We start from the raw sequence: 16,823 nt of genomic DNA on the forward strand, positions 1-16,823 counted from the left end.
ACCGACTCCGACCAGCTCCACCGCTGTGCCCGCCGGCAAGGCAGCAGTGGGGAGTTGGCCGTGGCTGAGCCGCAGGCCGACGAGCGCCTGGCCGCTGGGCAGTGGGTTGTCGCCGACGTGGGAGGCCAGCGGGAACGACCCCACCGGGAGATCTGTGAGCGCGGTGTGTCCGACGAGGTCGTCGAGGGCATCCGCGGCGAGGGTCTGCGTCGAAAACCCGGCCGGCACCTGCACGACGCGCAACTGCTCCTGCGTGACGACGGAACCGCGCGCGATGGGTTGAGCCACGGCGACTACCGACGCGTAGTTCGTCGACGACTGGTAGATGTAGGCGAATCCGAGCGCGCCGAGTACCACGGCGAGCACTCCACCCGCGATGAGTTTCGGGCTCCGTCGTGCACGCATTTGCACTGCGTCGGGGCGGGGGAGCTTCGTTGCCCTCGCGTCAGCTTCAGTTGCACCCATAGCTGGCACCTCCGCCATGAAAGCTATGTGGTCGACGGGGTCACTTCAGCCTTTTTCCGACAACTGTGGAAAACTTTTCGAGATTTCGGGGATTCAGACCTAGTTATCCACAGGTTGTGTGGATAACGGTGGGAAAATGTGGGAAACCCCTGTGGTGTGGCGATGAGCCTAGTCAGATTGGTTGACCTTGCCCTCGAGCACCCACTGGAGGAACTCGCGGAGGTATCCCGTCTCGCCGTCACGCCCGCCGCGCCCGACCACGAGGGTGGGTTGCGTGCCGGGGAGTTTCACTCCGCGCAGGCGCTCTTTAAGGCCGCCGCCCACCACCAGGTGATGGAAGCCGCCGTCCTCGTCGATGGCCACGGAGTGGTTCTGACGCAGGTACCATCCGCGCTTGTCAGTTTTCACTTTGGCCCCGCTATACGTGGTGGCTTTCAGGGGAACGGGGGCGAGGCCCTGCTGCTTTGCTTGCCGCACGAACTCATCAATGAGCACCTGCGCCTCCAGCGCCTCCGACCTGGCCTGCTGCTCAGCCAACTGGAGCCGGATCCGTGCTGCTTCTGCGCGTTCGCCACCTGCCATACCGTCACCCTACCGGGCCAGCATTATCCCAATACTCACTTGCGCTTGCTCGAAAGCCTCATTTCGGGCGTTTTCGACAAACGCAAGTGAGTATTGGGTTAGCTCCGCCCGGATACCCCCTGCATGGTGGGCCATGCGACGCTGGCATAGTAGACACATGACGCCACAACCTGATTCTCCGCTCGTGCTTGGTCTGGATTCCTCGACAACGGGCTCAAAAGCGCTCATCACGGACATGGACGGGAAGGTCTTCGCCCTTGGCAAGGCGACATACGACATTCTCCAGCCCGCGCCAGACCACTACGAACAAGACGCGCGAGATTGGGGACACGCCGCGTTCTCGGCCATCGCCGATGCTGTTGCGCAGCTTGAGCCGCAGGACCGACGCCGCCTAGCTGCGTGCTGCATCACCCCGCAGCGTCAAACGTTCGTGGTGTGTGACGATGATGGCACCCCGCGTCGCAACGCCATTTTGTGGCTGGACGGGCGAGCGTCGGATGAGGTCCGGCGCATTGGGTCAACGCGCGTCCACCAGATTTCCGGGTTCGAGCCCGACGTCACTCCGTCGATCTACAAAATCGCATGGCTCGCCCATCACGAGAGCGAACTCCTGCGCAGCGCGCAACGCGTCGTCGGAGTGCACTCCTGGCTGGTGCACAAACTCACAGGCCAGTGGGTTGACTCCGTGGCAACAGCAGACAGTTTGGGCATCTGTGATCTCGCCCGGCTGGAATGGTCTGACGAGCTCCTCGAGTTGAGCGGTCTACGGCGCCAGCAACTTCCTGATCTCGCGGCCGCGGCCAGCGTCGTCGGTACCATGCTTCCCGACGTTGCCTCCTCTCTGGGGCTAGCCGGTCCGATTCCCGTCGTGGCAGGGTGCGGAGATGGTCAGGCCGCAGCGCTCGGCGCCGGGGTCACCGAGGCCGATGAGGGTTATCTCAATATGGGCACCGCCGTTGTCGCAGGGGTTCATTCCTCCCAATACCGCTGGAGCCAGGTATATCGCACCGACGTCGCAGGCATCCCAGGCAGCTATGTGTTGGAAGTGGTGCAGAACTCGGGTGCCCACTTGGCGCAGTGGTTCCGCACTGCGCTCGGTGATCCAGCCCTCCACGGTGCCCCTGACCCGGAACTCGAGCAAGCGGCGGCCCAAGTACGCCCAGGTGCTGATGGGCTGCTCACCTTGCCGTATTGGAATGCAGTCCAGTCGCCGCATTGGGACCCGCTCGCCCGAGGAGCCATGGTGGGTTTCACCGGCTCACACAGCAGGCCTGCCATGTATCGATCACTACTGGAAGGCATCTGCTTGGAGACTGGTCGCAACCTTGCGGCCCTCGACGCCGAAACCGGAACACCGATGCGAAAACTCAGGATCATGGGTGGCGGGCAGCGTTCAGACCTATGGTGTCGCATCATGGCGGCGTGTGTGGCGCGACCGCTCGAACGCTGTATGAGTGAGGAAATCTCGGCCCTCGGCGCGGCCGTGATGGCCGCCAGTGCAGTAGCTGAACGCTCGGTGCCAGAAATGTCGAGGCAGATGGCTGAGCCAGGAGACACCATCGAACCTCAGCCAGAGTTGGTGGAGGAATACGCATCAATTGCTGACGTCCAAGGAGAGCTCTACCACGCATTGTCGGGGGTGTTTCCTCGGCTGGAAGCGCTGCGGCAGTAGCCTCGTCGAGGCAAGACCGAGGTACCCCAGGCGAATCGTTACTCGAGGCCCGAGGTGCGCCACAATCTCGTCGCCGTAGGATGAACTGCGTGGTTGAGATCCTTGCTGGGGCACCGCTGCTGACACTGTTCCTGGCGGTGGCGCTGGGCACGCTCGTCGGTGCGATCCCCTTTGGCCCTTTGAGATTTGGTCCGGCCGGCGCCTTGTTCGTCGGCCTGGCCCTGGGTGCGCTCGACCCCGCACTCGGGGAAGGGCTCGGTTTGGTGCAAGCCATCGGGCTGGGGCTGTTCGTCTACACCATCGGTTTGGCGGCGGGCGAGTCGTTCTTCCGCGACTTCGCTAAACAAGCTCCCCTCATGCTGGGCGCCGTGGTGTTGCTGGGGGGATACGCGGCGCTCATCGTCGGCGCCGATGCGCTGCTCGGCATCGACCCAGCCATGGGCGGCGGACTGTTCGCAGGCTCGCTCACCACCACTCCCGCGCTCGCCGCGGCACAAAGCGCCTCGGACGGCTCCCCGGCACCTGCCGTGGGCTACGCCATCACCTACCCCATCGGCGTGATCATCACGATGATCATGGTCACCTTCGTGACGCGCACCAAGCTCCCCGCCCGCAACGACCCCGACCACGCCGCACGCGCCCGGCTCGAAGCCATCACCGTCGAACTCCACGACGACATTTACGTCCACGACGTGCCAGGCATCGCCGAAGTCCCCGGCAAGGTGGGCGGCGAGGTGCGGATCTCCTACATGATGCGCGACGGCGAGATGACCGTCGCCCGCCCCGACCAGCTCCTCCACCGCGGCGACCGCGTGGTGCTCGTCGGTACACCCGACGGTGTGCACCGCGCCGCGGAACAGATCGGCCAAGAAGTGAAGGAGCATCTCCTCCACGACCGCCGCTCAGTCGACTTCCGCCACTTCGTCGTCTCCAACCCGCGCACCGCAGGCCGCACCGTGAACGAGCTGCGCATCCCGGCTCGCTTCGACGGCATCATCACCCGCGTGCGCCGCGGCGACACCGAACTGCTCGCCCACGCCGAGATGCGCCTCCAGCTGGGTGACCGCGTGCTGGCCGTCGCTCCCGCCGGGCGCCTCGACGAGTTGGCCGGCGTGTTCGGAGACAGCGAGCGGAAGGTCACCGAAGTCGACTTCTTCTCCATGGGGCTCGGCATGGCGCTGGGCATCGCGCTCGGGCTGATCTCGATCCCCTTCGGCGCGGGCGCCATCGCGCTCGGCAGCGCCGCGGGGCCGCTCGTCGTCGGGCTGATCCTGGGCTACCTCGACCGCTCCGGCCCACTCGTATGGACCATCCCCAACGCCGCCAACCTCACTATCCGTCAACTCGGCCTCGTGCTCTTCCTCGCCTGCGTCGGCCTCTCCAGCGGGCAGGCCTTCGCCTCCACAGCGTTCTCCCTCACCGGCCTCAAAGTGGGCCTCACCGCGGCCGTCGCGTTGGTGATCCTGCTCGGAATCTTCTGGGTGCTCGGTTATCTCCTCGGGCATTCGACGGCGCGCGTCGCCGGCGCGATGGCGGGCCTCGTCGGGCAGCCGGCCATCTTGAACCACGCCAATTCCCTCATCGACGACGACCGCACCGACGCCGGTTACACCGCCCTCTTCGCGCTGGGGATCATCGCGAAGATCATGTTCGTCCAGTTCGTGGTCGCCTTCTAAACCACGGCGGGCCGCAACTCGGCGTCGAGCAGCCACTGCCGCAGCGCAACGTGTAAACGCAGATGCGCGACTGAGCGCACTCCAGATCATGAAAATGCCCTCTGAGGGGCGAAAATCAGCAACTGGAGTGCGCTCAGTCGCACATTCGGGACTAGCCGATGAGCCCGAACCGCTTGAGGATCTTGCGCCCGGTGGCGGAATCCGACGCCTGCAGCGCCAACAGCTGCGCGTAGATGCCGTTCGTCTTCGCGAGTTCCGCAGGGGAGCCCACTTCGTCGATGCTGCCGCCGCGCAACGTGACGATGCGGTCGACGGACGAGATCGTCGAAAGCCGGTGCGCGATGATGATGGCGGTTCGGCCGGTCATGAGTTCGTCGAGCCCAGCCTGCACTTGACGCTCGGCCTTGGTGTCGAGGGCGGAGGTGGCCTCGTCGAGGACGAGGATCGGTGCGTCCTTCAGCATGGCGCGCGCGACAGCGAGGCGCTGCTTCTGCCCGCCGGAGAGCTTCACGCCCCGCTCGCCGATCTGGGTGTCGAGGCCTTCGGGGAGGTTGCGCACGAACATGTTCGCATTCGCCCGTCGGATGACCTCGTGGAGTTGCTCGTCGGAGGCGGAAGGATCGCCGTAGTGCAGGTTCTCCCGGACGGTGCCGGAGAACAGGCTCGCGTCCTGGAACACGACGCCGATCTGCTCGCGCAGCGCCTTCGTCGGCGTCGTCGTCACATCGTTGCCGCGCACCAGCACCTGCCCGGAGGTGGGGGAGTAGAGCTTCATCAGCAGGTTCACCATCGTCGACTTACCGCCGCCGGACTCGCCGACGAGGGCGATGCGCTCGCCGCGTCGCACGGCGAGGTTGATGTCGCGCAGCACGAGCTGGTCGTCGTCGTAACCGAAGTCGACGTCGCGGAACTCAATCACCGGGTCGGCTGAGCTCCACTCGATCGGCGCCGAGGGGGCATCGTCGAGGGCGTTGAGTGGCTCGTCGGGCTGGTCCATCACCTTGTAATACTCGGCGCTGCCCGTGATCGCGCGTTGCAGGGTGTCGACGTAGTAGCTCATCGACGTAACAGGCGCCTTTGCTAGCTCGATGAGCTGGATGAGCAGCACCATCGATCCGATCGAGAAGGCCCCCTGCGCGGTCGCCACAAAAATAATGAGGTAGACGAGGAAGAACACGACGTCGAGGGCGCCGCGCCTAGCCACGTCCATTTTGTGCCAATACCTGGACTGCCCGGTGGTGAGCTTCACGGCCTCGCGGTAGTGATCGTCGAAGCTATCGAGTTCGGCGCGTTCGGCGGTGAACGACTTCACGACGCGCAGCTGCCCGACGACCTCCGCGAAGCGCCCGCCCGCGACGTCGTAGTGCTCATTCTTTTGCTTCTCCCACACCTGCCATTTCCGGCTCGTCAGAGCCGTGAGCCAGATGAAGGTGGGGTAGATGATGAACAGCAGCAGCGCAAGCCACGGGGAGTGGATCGCGGCGACGACGAGCACCACCAGGATGGTCAATATGGTGGTGAAGAAGCTGTTGGAGAACACCTGGAGGAACTGGGAGATCGTCGTGATCGAGCGGTCCAGTTTGGAGATGATCGTGCCGGTGAGCTCGGTGTCGAAGTAGCGCTGCGGCATGCGAAGCAGCTTGTCAAAGTAGCTGTGGGAGAGGATCTGGCGCACCCGGGTGCTCATGAGGTCGCCCAGGTAGCCCGTGATGTTCGTGACGATGGAGTTCGTCGCCATGACCACCAGCAGCAGGACCGCGATGCGAATCAACGGTGTCGCGGATGGCGCGCGCTTGTTCGTCGCCATATCGACGACGGTCTGCGTCGCGTCGGCGATGAGGAAGGGCATCAGCAGCGTGGTGGCCGTGGTGGCAATCGCACCGAGGATGATGCCCAGGTACAGCGGCCACAGCTCACGCGCGCCAGTAAGGATCCGCACAATGTTCTTCACGTGTAGTCACCATAGCTGCGGGTGCTGCGGAAGTGGGTTGAGGTTCACTCCTGGCTGACTAGCATTGACAAGGATCATGACGCAGGAGGGACGGACCTTGACCGAAGTCGAGACCCGCAACGTCGAATCAGTAGAACGCCACAGCGGACATCTCGAAAACGTCGCCCTCTTCTTGGGCGCGGGCGGGCTTGCTGTGGGGGTAACCGTCGGGCTTGTGGTGCTGAAAGATTTCACCGCGTTCCAGGGCAGTGGCTGGGTGAGTGTGGCGTCGATTTCCGACATGACCGCGGGGATCGTCGCAGGGGTGGTGTTCCTCCTCTCCTGGCTGTGGTTCGTGCACCCGTCGTGGTACCAAGGGGCGGGCGTGCTGCGCCGGGCGGTGCACACCGTCGGGCTGACGCTGTTGGTGGGGTCGCTCACCTTCTTGTTGATGCGTGCGTTCAACCGCGTCGTGGATGCTGCGTTCTTCGGTTTGCGCTTCGACGTGTGGTCGGGCACCGCGTTTATCGCGCTCGCGTGCGGCGTGAGTGCTTACTTCGCGGCGAGCGTGGCGGCGCGATTGACGTTGGAGTCGCTGTCGGTGGTGGTGTCGGCGTTTCTCGTGATGGGCGCGATGATGAGCGCCGTGAACGCGTCGGATCAATTCTGGTGGCAGATTCACTTTTCGAGCCTCGGGATGGCGTCGGGGCTTGCAGGGTTCACGTTTAACTACACGCTCATTCTGACCGGCGTTGTGATCGCCACGATGGCCGACATCCTCGCCTACGACATGCGAGGGTGGCTCGCTGCTACGAGGCAAGGGCGGTGGAAGTCTAGTGCGGTGAGCATCGGGCTCATGGTCATGGGCCTCGCCTTGGGCGGGATTGGGCTCATCCCGGTGAACGTTTCGCACGCGGGTCACCTGTTCACGACGTATGTGGCGGTGGGGGCATTCTTCGCGCTCGCGCTGGTGGCGCCGGTAATCCTGAGGGGCATTCCTTGGGGGTTTCGGGTGGTGTCGCTGCTCATCGTGGTGTTCGTCGCGCTGCTCGCGTACCTGTTTAAAGGTGTGCGCTATCTCGGCACCACGGGGTTCGAGATGCTGGCGGTTAGTACCGTGCTGGTGTGGATGGTGCTGTTCATTCGCACCATGGCAGCGGTGGGCAGGGACGCCGCCACGGAGGCCGAGGCAACATCGGAGAAGTCGACTGAGCGCACTCCAGAAGGGAATATCGGGGTCTCAGGGCAGGTGTTGTCGATCTAGTGTGCGCTCAGTCGCGCAACCTCAGGTAGATCGCCGGGTGCGAAGCGGGCTGGCTACACTCAGGCAGCGTGAGCTCACCGCTCGCATTCGATGAACCTCGCACCTGGGAGTAGCTGATGTCTTATGAACTTGCGTTGCTCGATGTTGATGGCACCCTCCGCACAGGCAAGCGCTGGAACCCCGGCGCGCTCGAACTCATTGCCGACCTGCACGACGCCGGCCTCCACGTCGCGCTGTGCTCAGGGCGCCCCACGGGTTCGATGATCGAACTCGTGCATGGTCATCCCGAGATCGAGTACCTCGCGAGTTGCTCGGGTGGGGTGGTGCTTCGTCGGGATGGGGAGACGTGGGACGTGATCGATCGCAGCCTGTTGCCCGCTGACGCCGTGCACCGCGCGCTCGACGTGGCCGATGAGCTTGGCATCGAGCCGTGGTGTTTCACGACGAACGAGTGGCTGATCGACAGCGACACCGAGGGCACCAGTCTGGAGACGCGCGCCGTCGGCGATGCTCCCCGCGTCACCGACCTGCGCGCGGAGGCAGACACCGTCGCCAAGGTGTTGTTCCTGCTGCCGGATTCGACCGCGGCTGGCCCCATTCGGGAACGCCTCGACGTGCCGGGAACCGCGCTCGTGCAGTCGGGGGAGCGGCACCTCGACTTGGTGACGGAGGACGCGCACCACGACAAGGGCGGCGACCGCATCCGCCGCGCCCTCGGTGTCGAATGGGAGCGCGTCGTCGCGATGGGTGATGGCGAGAACGACAAGGGCATGCTCTCCCTCGCGGGCGCCGCGGTGTGCGTCGCGCCACTCACCGACGACGCCGTCACCCCGTCGCAGTCAGCGCAGCGCTACAACGTCGACGACACCGCCGCCGGGCGCGACGCCATCCGCCGCGTGCTCGGCCTGTGACACCTGGTGGGTCGCTCGCAGCGAACATACTGTTGCTTCACGCAGCGCGAAGCCCCGGGCTCAAGCGAGACCCGGGGCTTCGTAGCGTTCTAGTGAAGCTCAGCGCTGCTCGAGCGGCACGTACTCGCGCTCGCCTGCACCAATGTAGACCTGGCGCGGGCGGCCGATCTTGCGGGCCGGGTCGGCGTGCTCTTCCTGCCACTGGGCGATCCATCCGGGGAGACGGCCCAGCGCGAACAGTGCGGTGAAGTACTGGGCCGGGAAGCCCATGGCCTCGTAGATGAGGCCGGTGTAGAAATCGACGTTCGGGTACAGCTTGCGCTCGATGAAGTACTCGTCGTTCAGCGCGGCCTCTTCGAGTTCGAGCGCCATGTCGAGCAGCGCGTTGTTTTGGCCCGAGCCGCGCAGGAGGCGGTCGGCGTGGCCCTTGATGATTTTCGCGCGCGGGTCGTAGTTCTTGTACACGCGGTGTCCGAAGCCCATGAGCTTGACGCCCGACTTCTTATCTTTCACCTTGGCGACGAAGTCCTTGATGTCCATGCCGTTGTCGCGGATGTTCGCGAGCATCTCGAGCACGGCCTGGTTGGCGCCACCGTGCAGGGGGCCGGACAGCGCATTGACGCCGGAAGAAATCGACGCGTAGAGGTTCGCGTCGGAGGAACCCACCATACGCACCGTCGCGGTGGAGCAGTTCTGCTCGTGGTCGGCGTGCAGGATGAACAGCGTCTCGAACGCGCTCACGATGGCCGGGTCGATCTCGTAGTCCTCCATCGGGGTACCGAACGACAGCCGCAGGTAGTTTTCGACGTAGCTGAGGTTCTTCTTCGGGTACAGGAAGGGTTCGCCCACCGACGACTTGTAGGCCGACGCGGCCAGCGCCGGCATGGAGCCAAGGAGACGCATCGAAGCCTCGTGCACGTGCTCGGGGTTGTGCGGGTCAACGTATTTCCGGTTATAGGCGCCGAGTGCCATGATGCCGGCGGAGAGCACCATCATCGGGTGTGCGCCGCGCGGGAAGGAGCGGTACAGCTCGCGCAGGCGCTCGTCGAGCATCATGCGGTCGTGCACTTCTTCGGTGAACTTGCCGTACTGCTCCTTGGTGGGCAGCTCGCCGTAGAGCAGGAGGTACGACACTTCGAGGAAGCTCGACTTCTCCGCGAGCTGCTCGATGGGGTAGCCGCGGTAGCGCAGCACGCCGTGGGCGCCGTCGATGTAGGTGATGGACGACTGGCAAGAGGCGGTGTTGACGAACCCGGTGTCGAGCGTGGTGTAGCCGGTCTGGGCGAGCACCTTTCCGATATTGACGCCGCTACTGCCGTCGGTGGCGTTTACTACCGGCAGCTCTACCTCGGTTTCGTCGATTTTTAGGACCGCGTTGGTCATCTGTCATTCCCTTCTTGGAGTTCAGCAGCATCGATGGCGCCATCTGGGGCTTCATTCGCACCGATACTAGCGCCACCGGGGGCTTCCAGGAAGGTGTTGGTTGAACGCTCTCCCACCATCACGCGCGGGTTTCCCCGACTTCACCCATTGTTCATCTGGAGGGGTTAGCGTAGTGCGGGTGCCGGAAGCTATGACGAATACCGAGATGGTTCCAGGGGAGGCCCTGCGCTCCACGAAAGCCAGTACAGCCAAGGTGGTGTCGTGGGCGTTGTGGGATTGGGCGACGCAGCCGTTCGCGACGGTGATCACCACCTTCGTATTTGGTGTCTACATCACGAGCTCCGCGTTCGGTGCCGACACGGACAAACTCTCCATCGACTACGGGTGGGCGATGGCCGCCGTCGGTGTGATCATCGCGCTGCTCGCGCCGGTGCTGGGCCAGGGTTCCGACCGCTCCGGGCACCGCATGCGCAACCTCCTCATCACGACGGTGCTCCTCGCGGTGATCTCTGCGTCGCTGTGGTTCGTCGCTCCGTCGCCGCAGTACTTCTGGCTCGGCGTGGTGCTGCTGGGGGCGGGCAACGTCGTCGCGGAGATCGCGAACGTCAACTACTACTCGGCGATTGACCAGGTTTCGACGCCCGAGAACGTGGGGCGCGTATCCGGGCTTGGCTGGGGCATGGGGTACCTGGGTGGCATCACCATTTTGGTGCTCATTGTCGCCACGTTGCCGGTGACGAAACCCGACGGGATCCGCACCGCCATGCTTTTGTGCGGCGCCTGGACGGCGGTGTTTTCGATCCCCATTTTTGTGATGTTGAAAGACCGCAAACCGGCCACGCCGCACGAGCGCGTCGGTGTGGTGGGCGCGTATGCGGAGTTGGGCCGCTCGATCAAGCGGCTATGGCACAGTTCACGCGCGACGCTGTACTTCCTCGTCGCGTCCGCGGTGTTCCGCGATGGCTTGGCGGGTGTGTTCACGTTCGGCGCCATTCTCGCCAGCGGCACGTTCCAGTTCGAGTTCACCGAGGTGCTGATTTTCGGCGTGGCCGCCAACCTCGTCGCGGGGCTCTCGACGCTGCTGTTCGGCATGCTCGACGACAAGCTCGGGCCGAAGGCCGTCATCACGTTCTCGCTCGTGTCGATGGTGGTGCTGGGGTTGCTGGTGTTCTTCCTGCACGCGCAGGGGAAGATCGTGTTCTGGGTGTGTGGGTTGTTGCTGACACTGTTCGTCGGGCCGGCGCAGTCGGCGTCGCGCTCCTACCTCGCCAGGCTCGCGCCCGAGGGGCAGACGGGCGAGATTTTCGGCTTGTACGCGACGACGGGTCGCGCGGTGAGCTTCCTGTCGTCGACGGCGTGGGCGGTGTCCATTTCGCTCGCCGCCATGCTGAGCGGGGGAGATGAGAAGTCGGTGCAGTACGCCGGCATTTTGGGCATCGTCGTCGTGCTGGGCTTGGGGCTCGTCGTGCTCATTCCGATCAAGGATCCGAAGCACGCCCGCGAGCGCGCGCTGCACGTGGGAGCGTCGCCCACGGCGTGACTGATCGAGGGTGGGTGCCGTCGCCGGCCAACAGATGCACCACGTCGCTCCGAGGGCATCTTTCGAGTGACCTCTCCTGCTGAGCACGCGCCGGGTGTGTCGAAGGTGAAGAGTTGCGGCACTGGAGATCGACTGCAGCAACGCGAAACTCGCCCTTAAGAATGCTGGAACCCACCGGTTTAGGTGGGTTCCAGCATTGCTTATATCTACCGAATGTAGCCACCGCTGGGATGCCGCAACCAACAATCAGCGCCTGTCGGTTGCAGGGCTGCATCGACGGGTTTCACACCCTCTGTGGGGCGCGATCAGAAGACGTCTTATTTGTCCGCAGGTGACAGGTGCGAGGCAGTTCCGCAAAAGGTCGGGGTCGCTTCTGCTCAATCTCCAATTACGGGTGCTCCTAGCTCGCACGGGGAGCACCCGGCGTCTCATAACCCGAGGCCGGTGGCTACACAGGCAGCAGCGCCCAGGAGTGTTGTGCGCCACACCAACACGGGTGTTACTGCTCCTCGCCATCGGATGCGTCGCGACGCTGCTCCCCCAGCCGCAGCGGTGACAGCCCGACCCGTCCCTGACTAATGTCTGGGTGCATGAAGATCTCTTCTCGTCCGCTGGGGAGATAACGCTTGCGATATGGCCAGCGCTGATTCTTCGGCTTCTTTGACGCGGCCGGCTGCTGATCGTTGTTCTTTGTCATGGTGTTCTCCTATTGTTCTCGGAGACGGATCACCCGACGTGTGCCGAGCGTGCCGTCTGCATCTTTCCATTTCGCTTCGTATACTTCTTCGACTTCGAACCGCATCCCGCTCGGCAACAGCTGGGCGGTGCTGCTGCCATCAGCTGAATGGCCTCATACAGCCAGGAGCCTTCGTTATGCAGTTAGTACTGCATGGTGGCCGGGGGCTTGCCCTGCCAATCGACGGGGAGCCGGCCTCCGCGTATGACGTAGGCGCCCATGACGAGATGCGCGAGCTCTAGCGGAAGGTTGCCGTCGCCGTCGTGGTACTGGTGCAGTAAATTGCCCATCTCGTTGGGGATGCTGCACTCAGTCACATATCGCGAGCCCGTGCGTAGCGCTTGCGTGAACACGCCCAGCTGAGAGGGCTTGCTGACAATGATGAACGCCTTGTCTGCCAGCGATGCGAGGAGGTCTCGGAGCTGCCCGACGGACTGCAGCACCCCGTCGCGCTTTGCTGAGGATTTCTGGCTAGCAATCACGTACCGCCAAGGATCTGATGGCTTCGGATCCGGTACAGCCAAAATCTGAGTGAGCTCATCAATTATGAGCTGGTTCAACATCATTGTGGACATGCGCACTCTCCTTTTCTCGACGTGCCTCTAGCTTCGCAAGCACCTCTGACATTTTTGGTGTGCTGACCAGTCGACGTTCGGCCAGGGTGACCAGGTCGAGCACCTCGTCGCATTGGTAGAGCACGATTCGTTGCCGGCGGGAGCGCCGCAAGATGCCTGTGCTGCACAGCTCTTCCAGGGCGGAGGGCCGGGCTCCGTCGCTGTTCTTGACGCTCTACACCGCCGTGATGTGGATTGGATGAATAAGGAATGCTGGAACCCACCCGAAACCGTGGGTTCCAGCATTCTTTTTGTTCCCGTTTGCGCGGGGCCCTCCGGCGTTTGGCGAGTGTCGTCGACGAGGGCGAGCGACGGCACCACGTCTACCTGCCCGACGGTGGGATCGGCTGGTATGAGTTTTATCGCCCGGGCGAGTTCATCGAGCCTGGGCGGCGGGTGGAACTCGACGCCCCGCTCGACCGCCTGCCCGTGCTGGTGCGCGCGGGTGGGAGCACGGAAAGGGTGAAGTCCAGCCCGTCTTGCCCGACTGGGAGCACCGTGAGTTGATCTTCGAGCGGGTGCGGGCTGATAGTACTAGTCGTCTTCTTTAGACACAGACCCAGATTTCGGGTCGACGTTGAGCTCCACCTCGTCGTTGGATCCATCAGGACGGATCTCTACCTGCCAATGCCCGTCGTCTTCCCAGTCCACGTTTTCGATGATGCCTGCGGTGTGTGCAACGGCGGCGTCGATGGCAGCAGCGATGGTGACAGCAGCCTTCGCAGCGGCCCGATCCTCATCGTCGGCATCTTCAATTTCGTCGATTTTTGCAGAGGAATCGGCGGTGCTTACATGCACTTCGTAGCGCTTATTCGCGGCGAGAACGTCAACCTCCCACCGGTCGTTGCTCTCTTCCAAATCCTGTGCGACGACCACCCCATCGTCGTGGCCTTCTGCCGCTACTTGCTTCACCGCGATGCTGCGGGCCAGGGCGGCATCCTCGGGGGAACCGGGCTCAGGCTGGGGCTGCGCAGGAGATTTCTCCTCTGCGGGTTCGCTGGAGGATGGCGAAGCTGACGGCGTCTCTCCTTGTTCGGGGCTCTCGGCGGTGGAGGCTGAAGCCGTCGTCTGTGGGGTAGCGCGTTCACCGGTGGTGGACTGTTCTGTATCGCCTCCACACGCGGCGAGCGTCGAGACGGCGAGGACCGTGATAGCTGTGATGGCAATCTTATTGTTCATATCTCGACGGTATGTACATGATCTTGCGTCTTCAACGTGACGTCTACATGCGTTGCTCTGGGTGCCCGAATCTGCTCGGTGTGGGCTGATCTTTTGGGTGGCGGGTTCTAGGGGTAGTGGCAACACCTGTTTGTTGGAAGGGGTTGTTTGTGGGTTTGGGTTTTGGTGGTGGCCGGTTGAGGTTTGAGATGGGTTCTCAGCCCCCGACTTGCTGCCGAACCGCCCGACGCTGAGGATCGTTTTTCGCGATGGCGATGGGAAATGGTGGCGGAGAGAAACCGGTGGGCCAGTGGAGCGCGCTCGATCTTGGCGAGTCGTCAAGGAGCCTGCCTCAGCCGAGACATTATCGTCGATATCCCCATGCCCTGCGGGTTTCCGCGTGGACTAGCGCAGGCCCCTTCTCCTCTCTGCAACGTCACCTTGGGGGCATCTTGCTTTCGATCCGCCTCAGCGAGTCGGCAACCTTCTTAAGGGGAGCTTCAACTCTCGCCAATCCTCTCGGCGTTGCTGATTGGTGCTTGAGATCCTCCATGTTGATGACGTACTCAAGAGGTGGAAGCGGATCGCCTTCGGCATTAAGCCCCTTGATCGTGACTTTGTACGCAGGAACTGGTGCCACGCCGTTATCAGGAAAATGCTTCCAAACGATTCCCAAACTCCATCGGAAGACTCGGCCGGGCGGTAGAGAGCCGAGCCCATCGTGACAGCGGGACTCGACCTCAGCGGCGTCGTCCCTGGCATCGTCTGGTGCCGTGGAGACCAACGTCGGATCAAAGGTTACGGATACATCTCGAGCGATTGTTGACCCGCTGTTTCCGACAACGACCTCCAGAGTCCCTCCGTCTTCGCTCGCACGAATGTCTGCCCAGACTTGGGGCTGCTGAGCGGCGCGGTTGCTGGCTAGCGTTGCCTCATATTGTTCAGCCGCGATGTCGGCAGAACGTTGGGCCGCTCTCGCGGATCGGTTGGACGTTGCCATGCCATGGACTCCGAACACCACCGCTGCGATCCAACCAAGGGCTGTGAAGATCAGCATGGCAACGTCTGACAATCCCATGGTGATCACAAATCCGTCTCATCGGGGTGTCGGAACGAATTCAACCTTGCGCTTAAGCTTGTGGCCCCATGCGAAGTCACCCGTGGCTCGCTGAGCTTGCCCGAGCACGATGCTCGGGGCAATGCCCAATTCGTCGGCGAGCGACTGGATGGCATCAAGGTTGCGGGATCGCGGCAGCTCATCACGTCGCTCCGGTGGGACCAGAAGATCGGATGCGAAGGTATTCGCCTCGTGCTCCGCGTCGCCTTCCATGTTCTGGCCCTCAACGAACAAGGCAGTCTTGCTGTGCAGGAGGACGTGCCCGACCTCGTGGAAGACGGTGAACCAGACCTGATCGTCGCTCTTGCCCAAGAGGGACAGCTGGATGATGGGGTGGCCATTGAGCCAACGGGTGGCCCCATGCACACCCAGACCGGGAACGGCGGGGATGAGCTCCAGCGCCACTCCACACTCTCGCAGGATATCTCGCGCCCGGCTGACTCCTACCATCGGATCCTTGCGAGTCTGTGCTCGGAGCCGCGGCAAGGCGTCACGCAGCATCTCCTCGTTGAAGGACGGGAGGTTGGTGAACACTTCGTTGGTCTCGGCGAGAGCGAGCCAAGTGGCCAACGCGTGCGACTTGTCTCCGCCTACAGCCACTCGTCGATACGCGACACTTCCCTCTGCCCACGTCGTCTCGAAGGCATCCAAGCTTGCGACTCGTAGGAGATTCAGCAATTCGCGAACGGTGCCTGCCTTGTCACGTGCTGGCGACTGGATAAAACCCCACTTCCGAAGGTAGGACAGCGGGAACACCTTTGCCTTTTCGTACTGCTGAGCGAACGCTGCCTTCTCGTCCTGACGAGCGAGGGCACTGCGATAGCCAGCTTCGTACTGGTTCCAGATGCGCGCAGGGATGCCCGTGACACGCTCGAGAGCCAGGGCCATGGAATGCGAAAGGGAAGCCTTGCCGCTGAGGAGCTGGCTCACATGCTTGCGCGAAGTGCCCAGACGGCGCGAGAGCTCCGCTGCGTTGATCTGCTCGTCCTCCATCCACTCTTCGATGAAATCGCCGGTGGTGACAATGAAGTCAGGAAACACGACGTCCATGCTCGGTCCTCCTATCTGCATTTCCATTCCTACCTTCGGTGATAATCGACGATCTCAACGACCAAGACCGCGACTACTTCGGCTTCGAGTGGCTCGACGATCAGTCGCCAATTGGCGGTCAATCTCGCAGACCACTGTCCTTGCCGGTCTCCATGGAGGCGTTCCCACCGGCCGACGCCGAGAAGCAGGTCGTCCATGGCGATCGCGCTCATGAGCTCCGCGATGCGGAGCTTCAGTTTCTTGGCCGTTGGTGCGCCGAGCTGCTTCTGCATGTAGCGCGCTTCAGTGCAGATTCGTTGGATCTCCCTAGACGAGTAGCGAATCTCCACGTCGATCATGTTACCAAAGTGGTAACATGCAAGCAAGGGGGCGACGATACTCGCACATGGTCCCCGGGCGTTAAGGGCCGTGCCTCACAGGTTTCTCCCCGCGAAATGGCTGCCGTGGCAGCAATCGTGGGGTATGAATTGTGAGGGATTGTCGTTGCAGGCTCGGTTTGAGGTGACCAAGAAGTACGCTGCCGCTGACACAGCGGCGTCGAAGAAAGACAAGGGCCTGATTTTGGATCAGGTAGTCGCGGTGACTGGCTGGAATCGGGATCATGCCCTGCAGCAGCTTCGTGGAGCTTGTCGAGTTGTTTGTGTAAGTGGTCGGTTTCTAGGTGGTTTGGTGGGGGAATCGTTCGGGGTAGCGCGTAGTGCGAGTTCGTTGAGGGCTTTGGTCCA

16 protein-coding genes and 1 pseudogene are annotated in these 16,823 nt (G+C 63.0%); 7 read left to right on the forward strand and 10 right to left on the reverse strand.

The window, feature by feature from the left end:
• Both Q0X61_RS09700 and Q0X61_RS09705 read right to left on the reverse strand, forming a co-directional pair.
• The coding region (locus tag Q0X61_RS09700; RefSeq protein WP_297742327.1) for an SAF domain-containing protein at positions 1–465 on the reverse strand (465 nt) is incomplete at its 3' end.
• A gap of 168 nt (positions 466–633) precedes the next feature.
• A complete protein-coding gene (locus tag Q0X61_RS09705) occupies positions 634–1,047 on the reverse strand; it encodes a hypothetical protein (RefSeq protein ID WP_297742328.1) in 414 nt (137 codons plus the stop codon).
• 157 nt (positions 1,048–1,204) lie between these two features.
• Here Q0X61_RS09705 and Q0X61_RS09710 point away from each other — a divergent pair, with 157 nt between their 5' ends.
• Positions 1,205–2,719, forward strand: a complete 1,515-nt coding sequence (locus Q0X61_RS09710; protein ID WP_297742329.1) for an FGGY-family carbohydrate kinase — start codon at positions 1,205–1,207, stop codon at positions 2,717–2,719.
• An 89-nt stretch (positions 2,720–2,808) separates the two neighbouring features.
• A complete protein-coding gene (locus Q0X61_RS09715; protein ID WP_297742330.1) occupies positions 2,809–4,395 on the forward strand; it encodes an aspartate:alanine exchanger family transporter in 1,587 nt (528 codons plus the stop codon).
• A gap of 151 nt (positions 4,396–4,546) precedes the next feature.
• Here the strand turns inward: Q0X61_RS09715 and Q0X61_RS09720 are convergent, their stop codons facing one another.
• Complete coding sequence (locus tag Q0X61_RS09720; RefSeq protein WP_297742331.1) at positions 4,547–6,346, reverse strand: ABC transporter ATP-binding protein; 1,800 nt, start codon at positions 6,344–6,346, stop codon at positions 4,547–4,549.
• Positions 6,347–6,443: 97 nt separating this feature from the next.
• On the opposite strand from Q0X61_RS09720, the gene Q0X61_RS09725 reads away from it, so the two are divergent.
• On the forward strand, positions 6,444–7,589 hold the full coding sequence (locus Q0X61_RS09725; RefSeq protein WP_297742332.1) for a hypothetical protein: 1,146 nt from the start codon (positions 6,444–6,446) through the stop codon (positions 7,587–7,589).
• Between the two features lie 116 nt (positions 7,590–7,705).
• Positions 7,706–8,500, forward strand: coding sequence for an HAD hydrolase family protein (locus Q0X61_RS09730; RefSeq protein ID WP_297742333.1), 795 nt, complete (start codon positions 7,706–7,708; stop codon positions 8,498–8,500).
• 99 nt (positions 8,501–8,599) lie between these two features.
• On the opposite strand, the gene Q0X61_RS09735 is transcribed toward Q0X61_RS09730, so the two are convergent.
• Positions 8,600–9,883, reverse strand: coding sequence for a citrate synthase (locus tag Q0X61_RS09735; protein WP_297742334.1), 1,284 nt, complete (start codon positions 9,881–9,883; stop codon positions 8,600–8,602).
• 178 nt (positions 9,884–10,061) lie between these two features.
• Here Q0X61_RS09735 and Q0X61_RS09740 point away from each other — a divergent pair, with 178 nt between their 5' ends.
• Complete coding sequence (locus tag Q0X61_RS09740) at positions 10,062–11,423, forward strand: MFS transporter (RefSeq protein ID WP_367270735.1); 1,362 nt, start codon at positions 10,062–10,064, stop codon at positions 11,421–11,423.
• 499 nt (positions 11,424–11,922) lie between these two features.
• On the opposite strand, the gene Q0X61_RS09745 is transcribed toward Q0X61_RS09740, so the two are convergent.
• Together Q0X61_RS09745 and Q0X61_RS09750 are read right to left on the reverse strand one after the other, a co-directional pair.
• A complete protein-coding gene (locus Q0X61_RS09745; protein WP_297742335.1) occupies positions 11,923–12,120 on the reverse strand; it encodes a hypothetical protein in 198 nt (65 codons plus the stop codon).
• Between the two features lie 182 nt (positions 12,121–12,302).
• Positions 12,303–12,734 carry a hypothetical protein gene (locus tag Q0X61_RS09750; protein ID WP_297742336.1) on the reverse strand — a complete coding sequence of 144 codons (432 nt, stop codon included), beginning with the start codon at positions 12,732–12,734 and terminating at the stop codon, positions 12,303–12,305.
• Positions 12,735–12,983: 249 nt separating this feature from the next.
• Between Q0X61_RS09750 and Q0X61_RS09755 the strand changes: the two genes are divergently transcribed.
• Entirely contained in the window at positions 12,984–13,280 is a 297-nt protein-coding gene (locus Q0X61_RS09755; protein WP_297742337.1) for a hypothetical protein, read from the forward strand.
• A 27-nt stretch (positions 13,281–13,307) separates the two neighbouring features.
• On the opposite strand, the gene Q0X61_RS09760 is transcribed toward Q0X61_RS09755, so the two are convergent.
• The 4 genes from Q0X61_RS09760 to Q0X61_RS09775 form a co-directional block, all read right to left on the reverse strand.
• Positions 13,308–13,952, reverse strand: a complete 645-nt coding sequence (locus tag Q0X61_RS09760; protein WP_297742338.1) for a hypothetical protein — start codon at positions 13,950–13,952, stop codon at positions 13,308–13,310.
• Between the two features lie 415 nt (positions 13,953–14,367).
• Positions 14,368–15,018, reverse strand: a complete 651-nt coding sequence (locus Q0X61_RS09765; RefSeq protein WP_297742339.1) for a hypothetical protein — start codon at positions 15,016–15,018, stop codon at positions 14,368–14,370.
• 9 nt (positions 15,019–15,027) lie between these two features.
• Positions 15,028–16,098, reverse strand: a complete 1,071-nt coding sequence (locus tag Q0X61_RS09770; protein ID WP_297742340.1) for an ImmA/IrrE family metallo-endopeptidase — start codon at positions 16,096–16,098, stop codon at positions 15,028–15,030.
• Positions 16,099–16,127: 29 nt separating this feature from the next.
• Complete coding sequence (locus Q0X61_RS09775) at positions 16,128–16,436, reverse strand: type II toxin-antitoxin system YoeB family toxin (protein WP_297742341.1); 309 nt, start codon at positions 16,434–16,436, stop codon at positions 16,128–16,130.
• Between the two features lie 163 nt (positions 16,437–16,599).
• On the opposite strand from Q0X61_RS09775, the pseudogene Q0X61_RS09780 reads away from it, so the two are divergent.
• Positions 16,600–16,823: pseudogene (locus Q0X61_RS09780) on the forward strand (hypothetical protein); the annotation flags it as partial.

Origin of the sequence: uncultured Tessaracoccus sp. (assembly GCF_947255005.1) — a bacterium.
GTDB lineage: Bacteria > Actinomycetota > Actinomycetes > Propionibacteriales > Propionibacteriaceae > Arachnia.

What these genes read in the sequence shown, in the direction of transcription:
- Q0X61_RS09760 (WP_297742338.1), bottom strand. Translation starts at nt 13,952, where the DNA reads ATGAACAATAAGATTGCCATCACAGCTATCACGGTCCTCGCCGTCTCG.
- Q0X61_RS09755 (WP_297742337.1), top strand. Translation starts at nt 12,984, where the DNA reads ATGCTGGAACCCACCCGAAACCGTGGGTTCCAGCATTCTTTTTGTTCC.
- Q0X61_RS09730 (WP_297742333.1), top strand. Translation starts at nt 7,706, where the DNA reads ATGTCTTATGAACTTGCGTTGCTCGATGTTGATGGCACCCTCCGCACA.
- Q0X61_RS09775 (WP_297742341.1), bottom strand. Translation starts at nt 16,436, where the DNA reads ATGATCGACGTGGAGATTCGCTACTCGTCTAGGGAGATCCAACGAATC.
- Q0X61_RS09710 (WP_297742329.1), top strand. Translation starts at nt 1,205, where the DNA reads ATGACGCCACAACCTGATTCTCCGCTCGTGCTTGGTCTGGATTCCTCG.
- Q0X61_RS09735 (WP_297742334.1), bottom strand. Translation starts at nt 9,883, where the DNA reads ATGACCAACGCGGTCCTAAAAATCGACGAAACCGAGGTAGAGCTGCCG.
- Q0X61_RS09705 (WP_297742328.1), bottom strand. Translation starts at nt 1,047, where the DNA reads ATGGCAGGTGGCGAACGCGCAGAAGCAGCACGGATCCGGCTCCAGTTG.
- Q0X61_RS09770 (WP_297742340.1), bottom strand. Translation starts at nt 16,098, where the DNA reads ATGGACGTCGTGTTTCCTGACTTCATTGTCACCACCGGCGATTTCATC.
- Q0X61_RS09750 (WP_297742336.1), bottom strand. Translation starts at nt 12,734, where the DNA reads ATGTCCACAATGATGTTGAACCAGCTCATAATTGATGAGCTCACTCAG.
- Q0X61_RS09745 (WP_297742335.1), bottom strand. Translation starts at nt 12,120, where the DNA reads ATGACAAAGAACAACGATCAGCAGCCGGCCGCGTCAAAGAAGCCGAAG.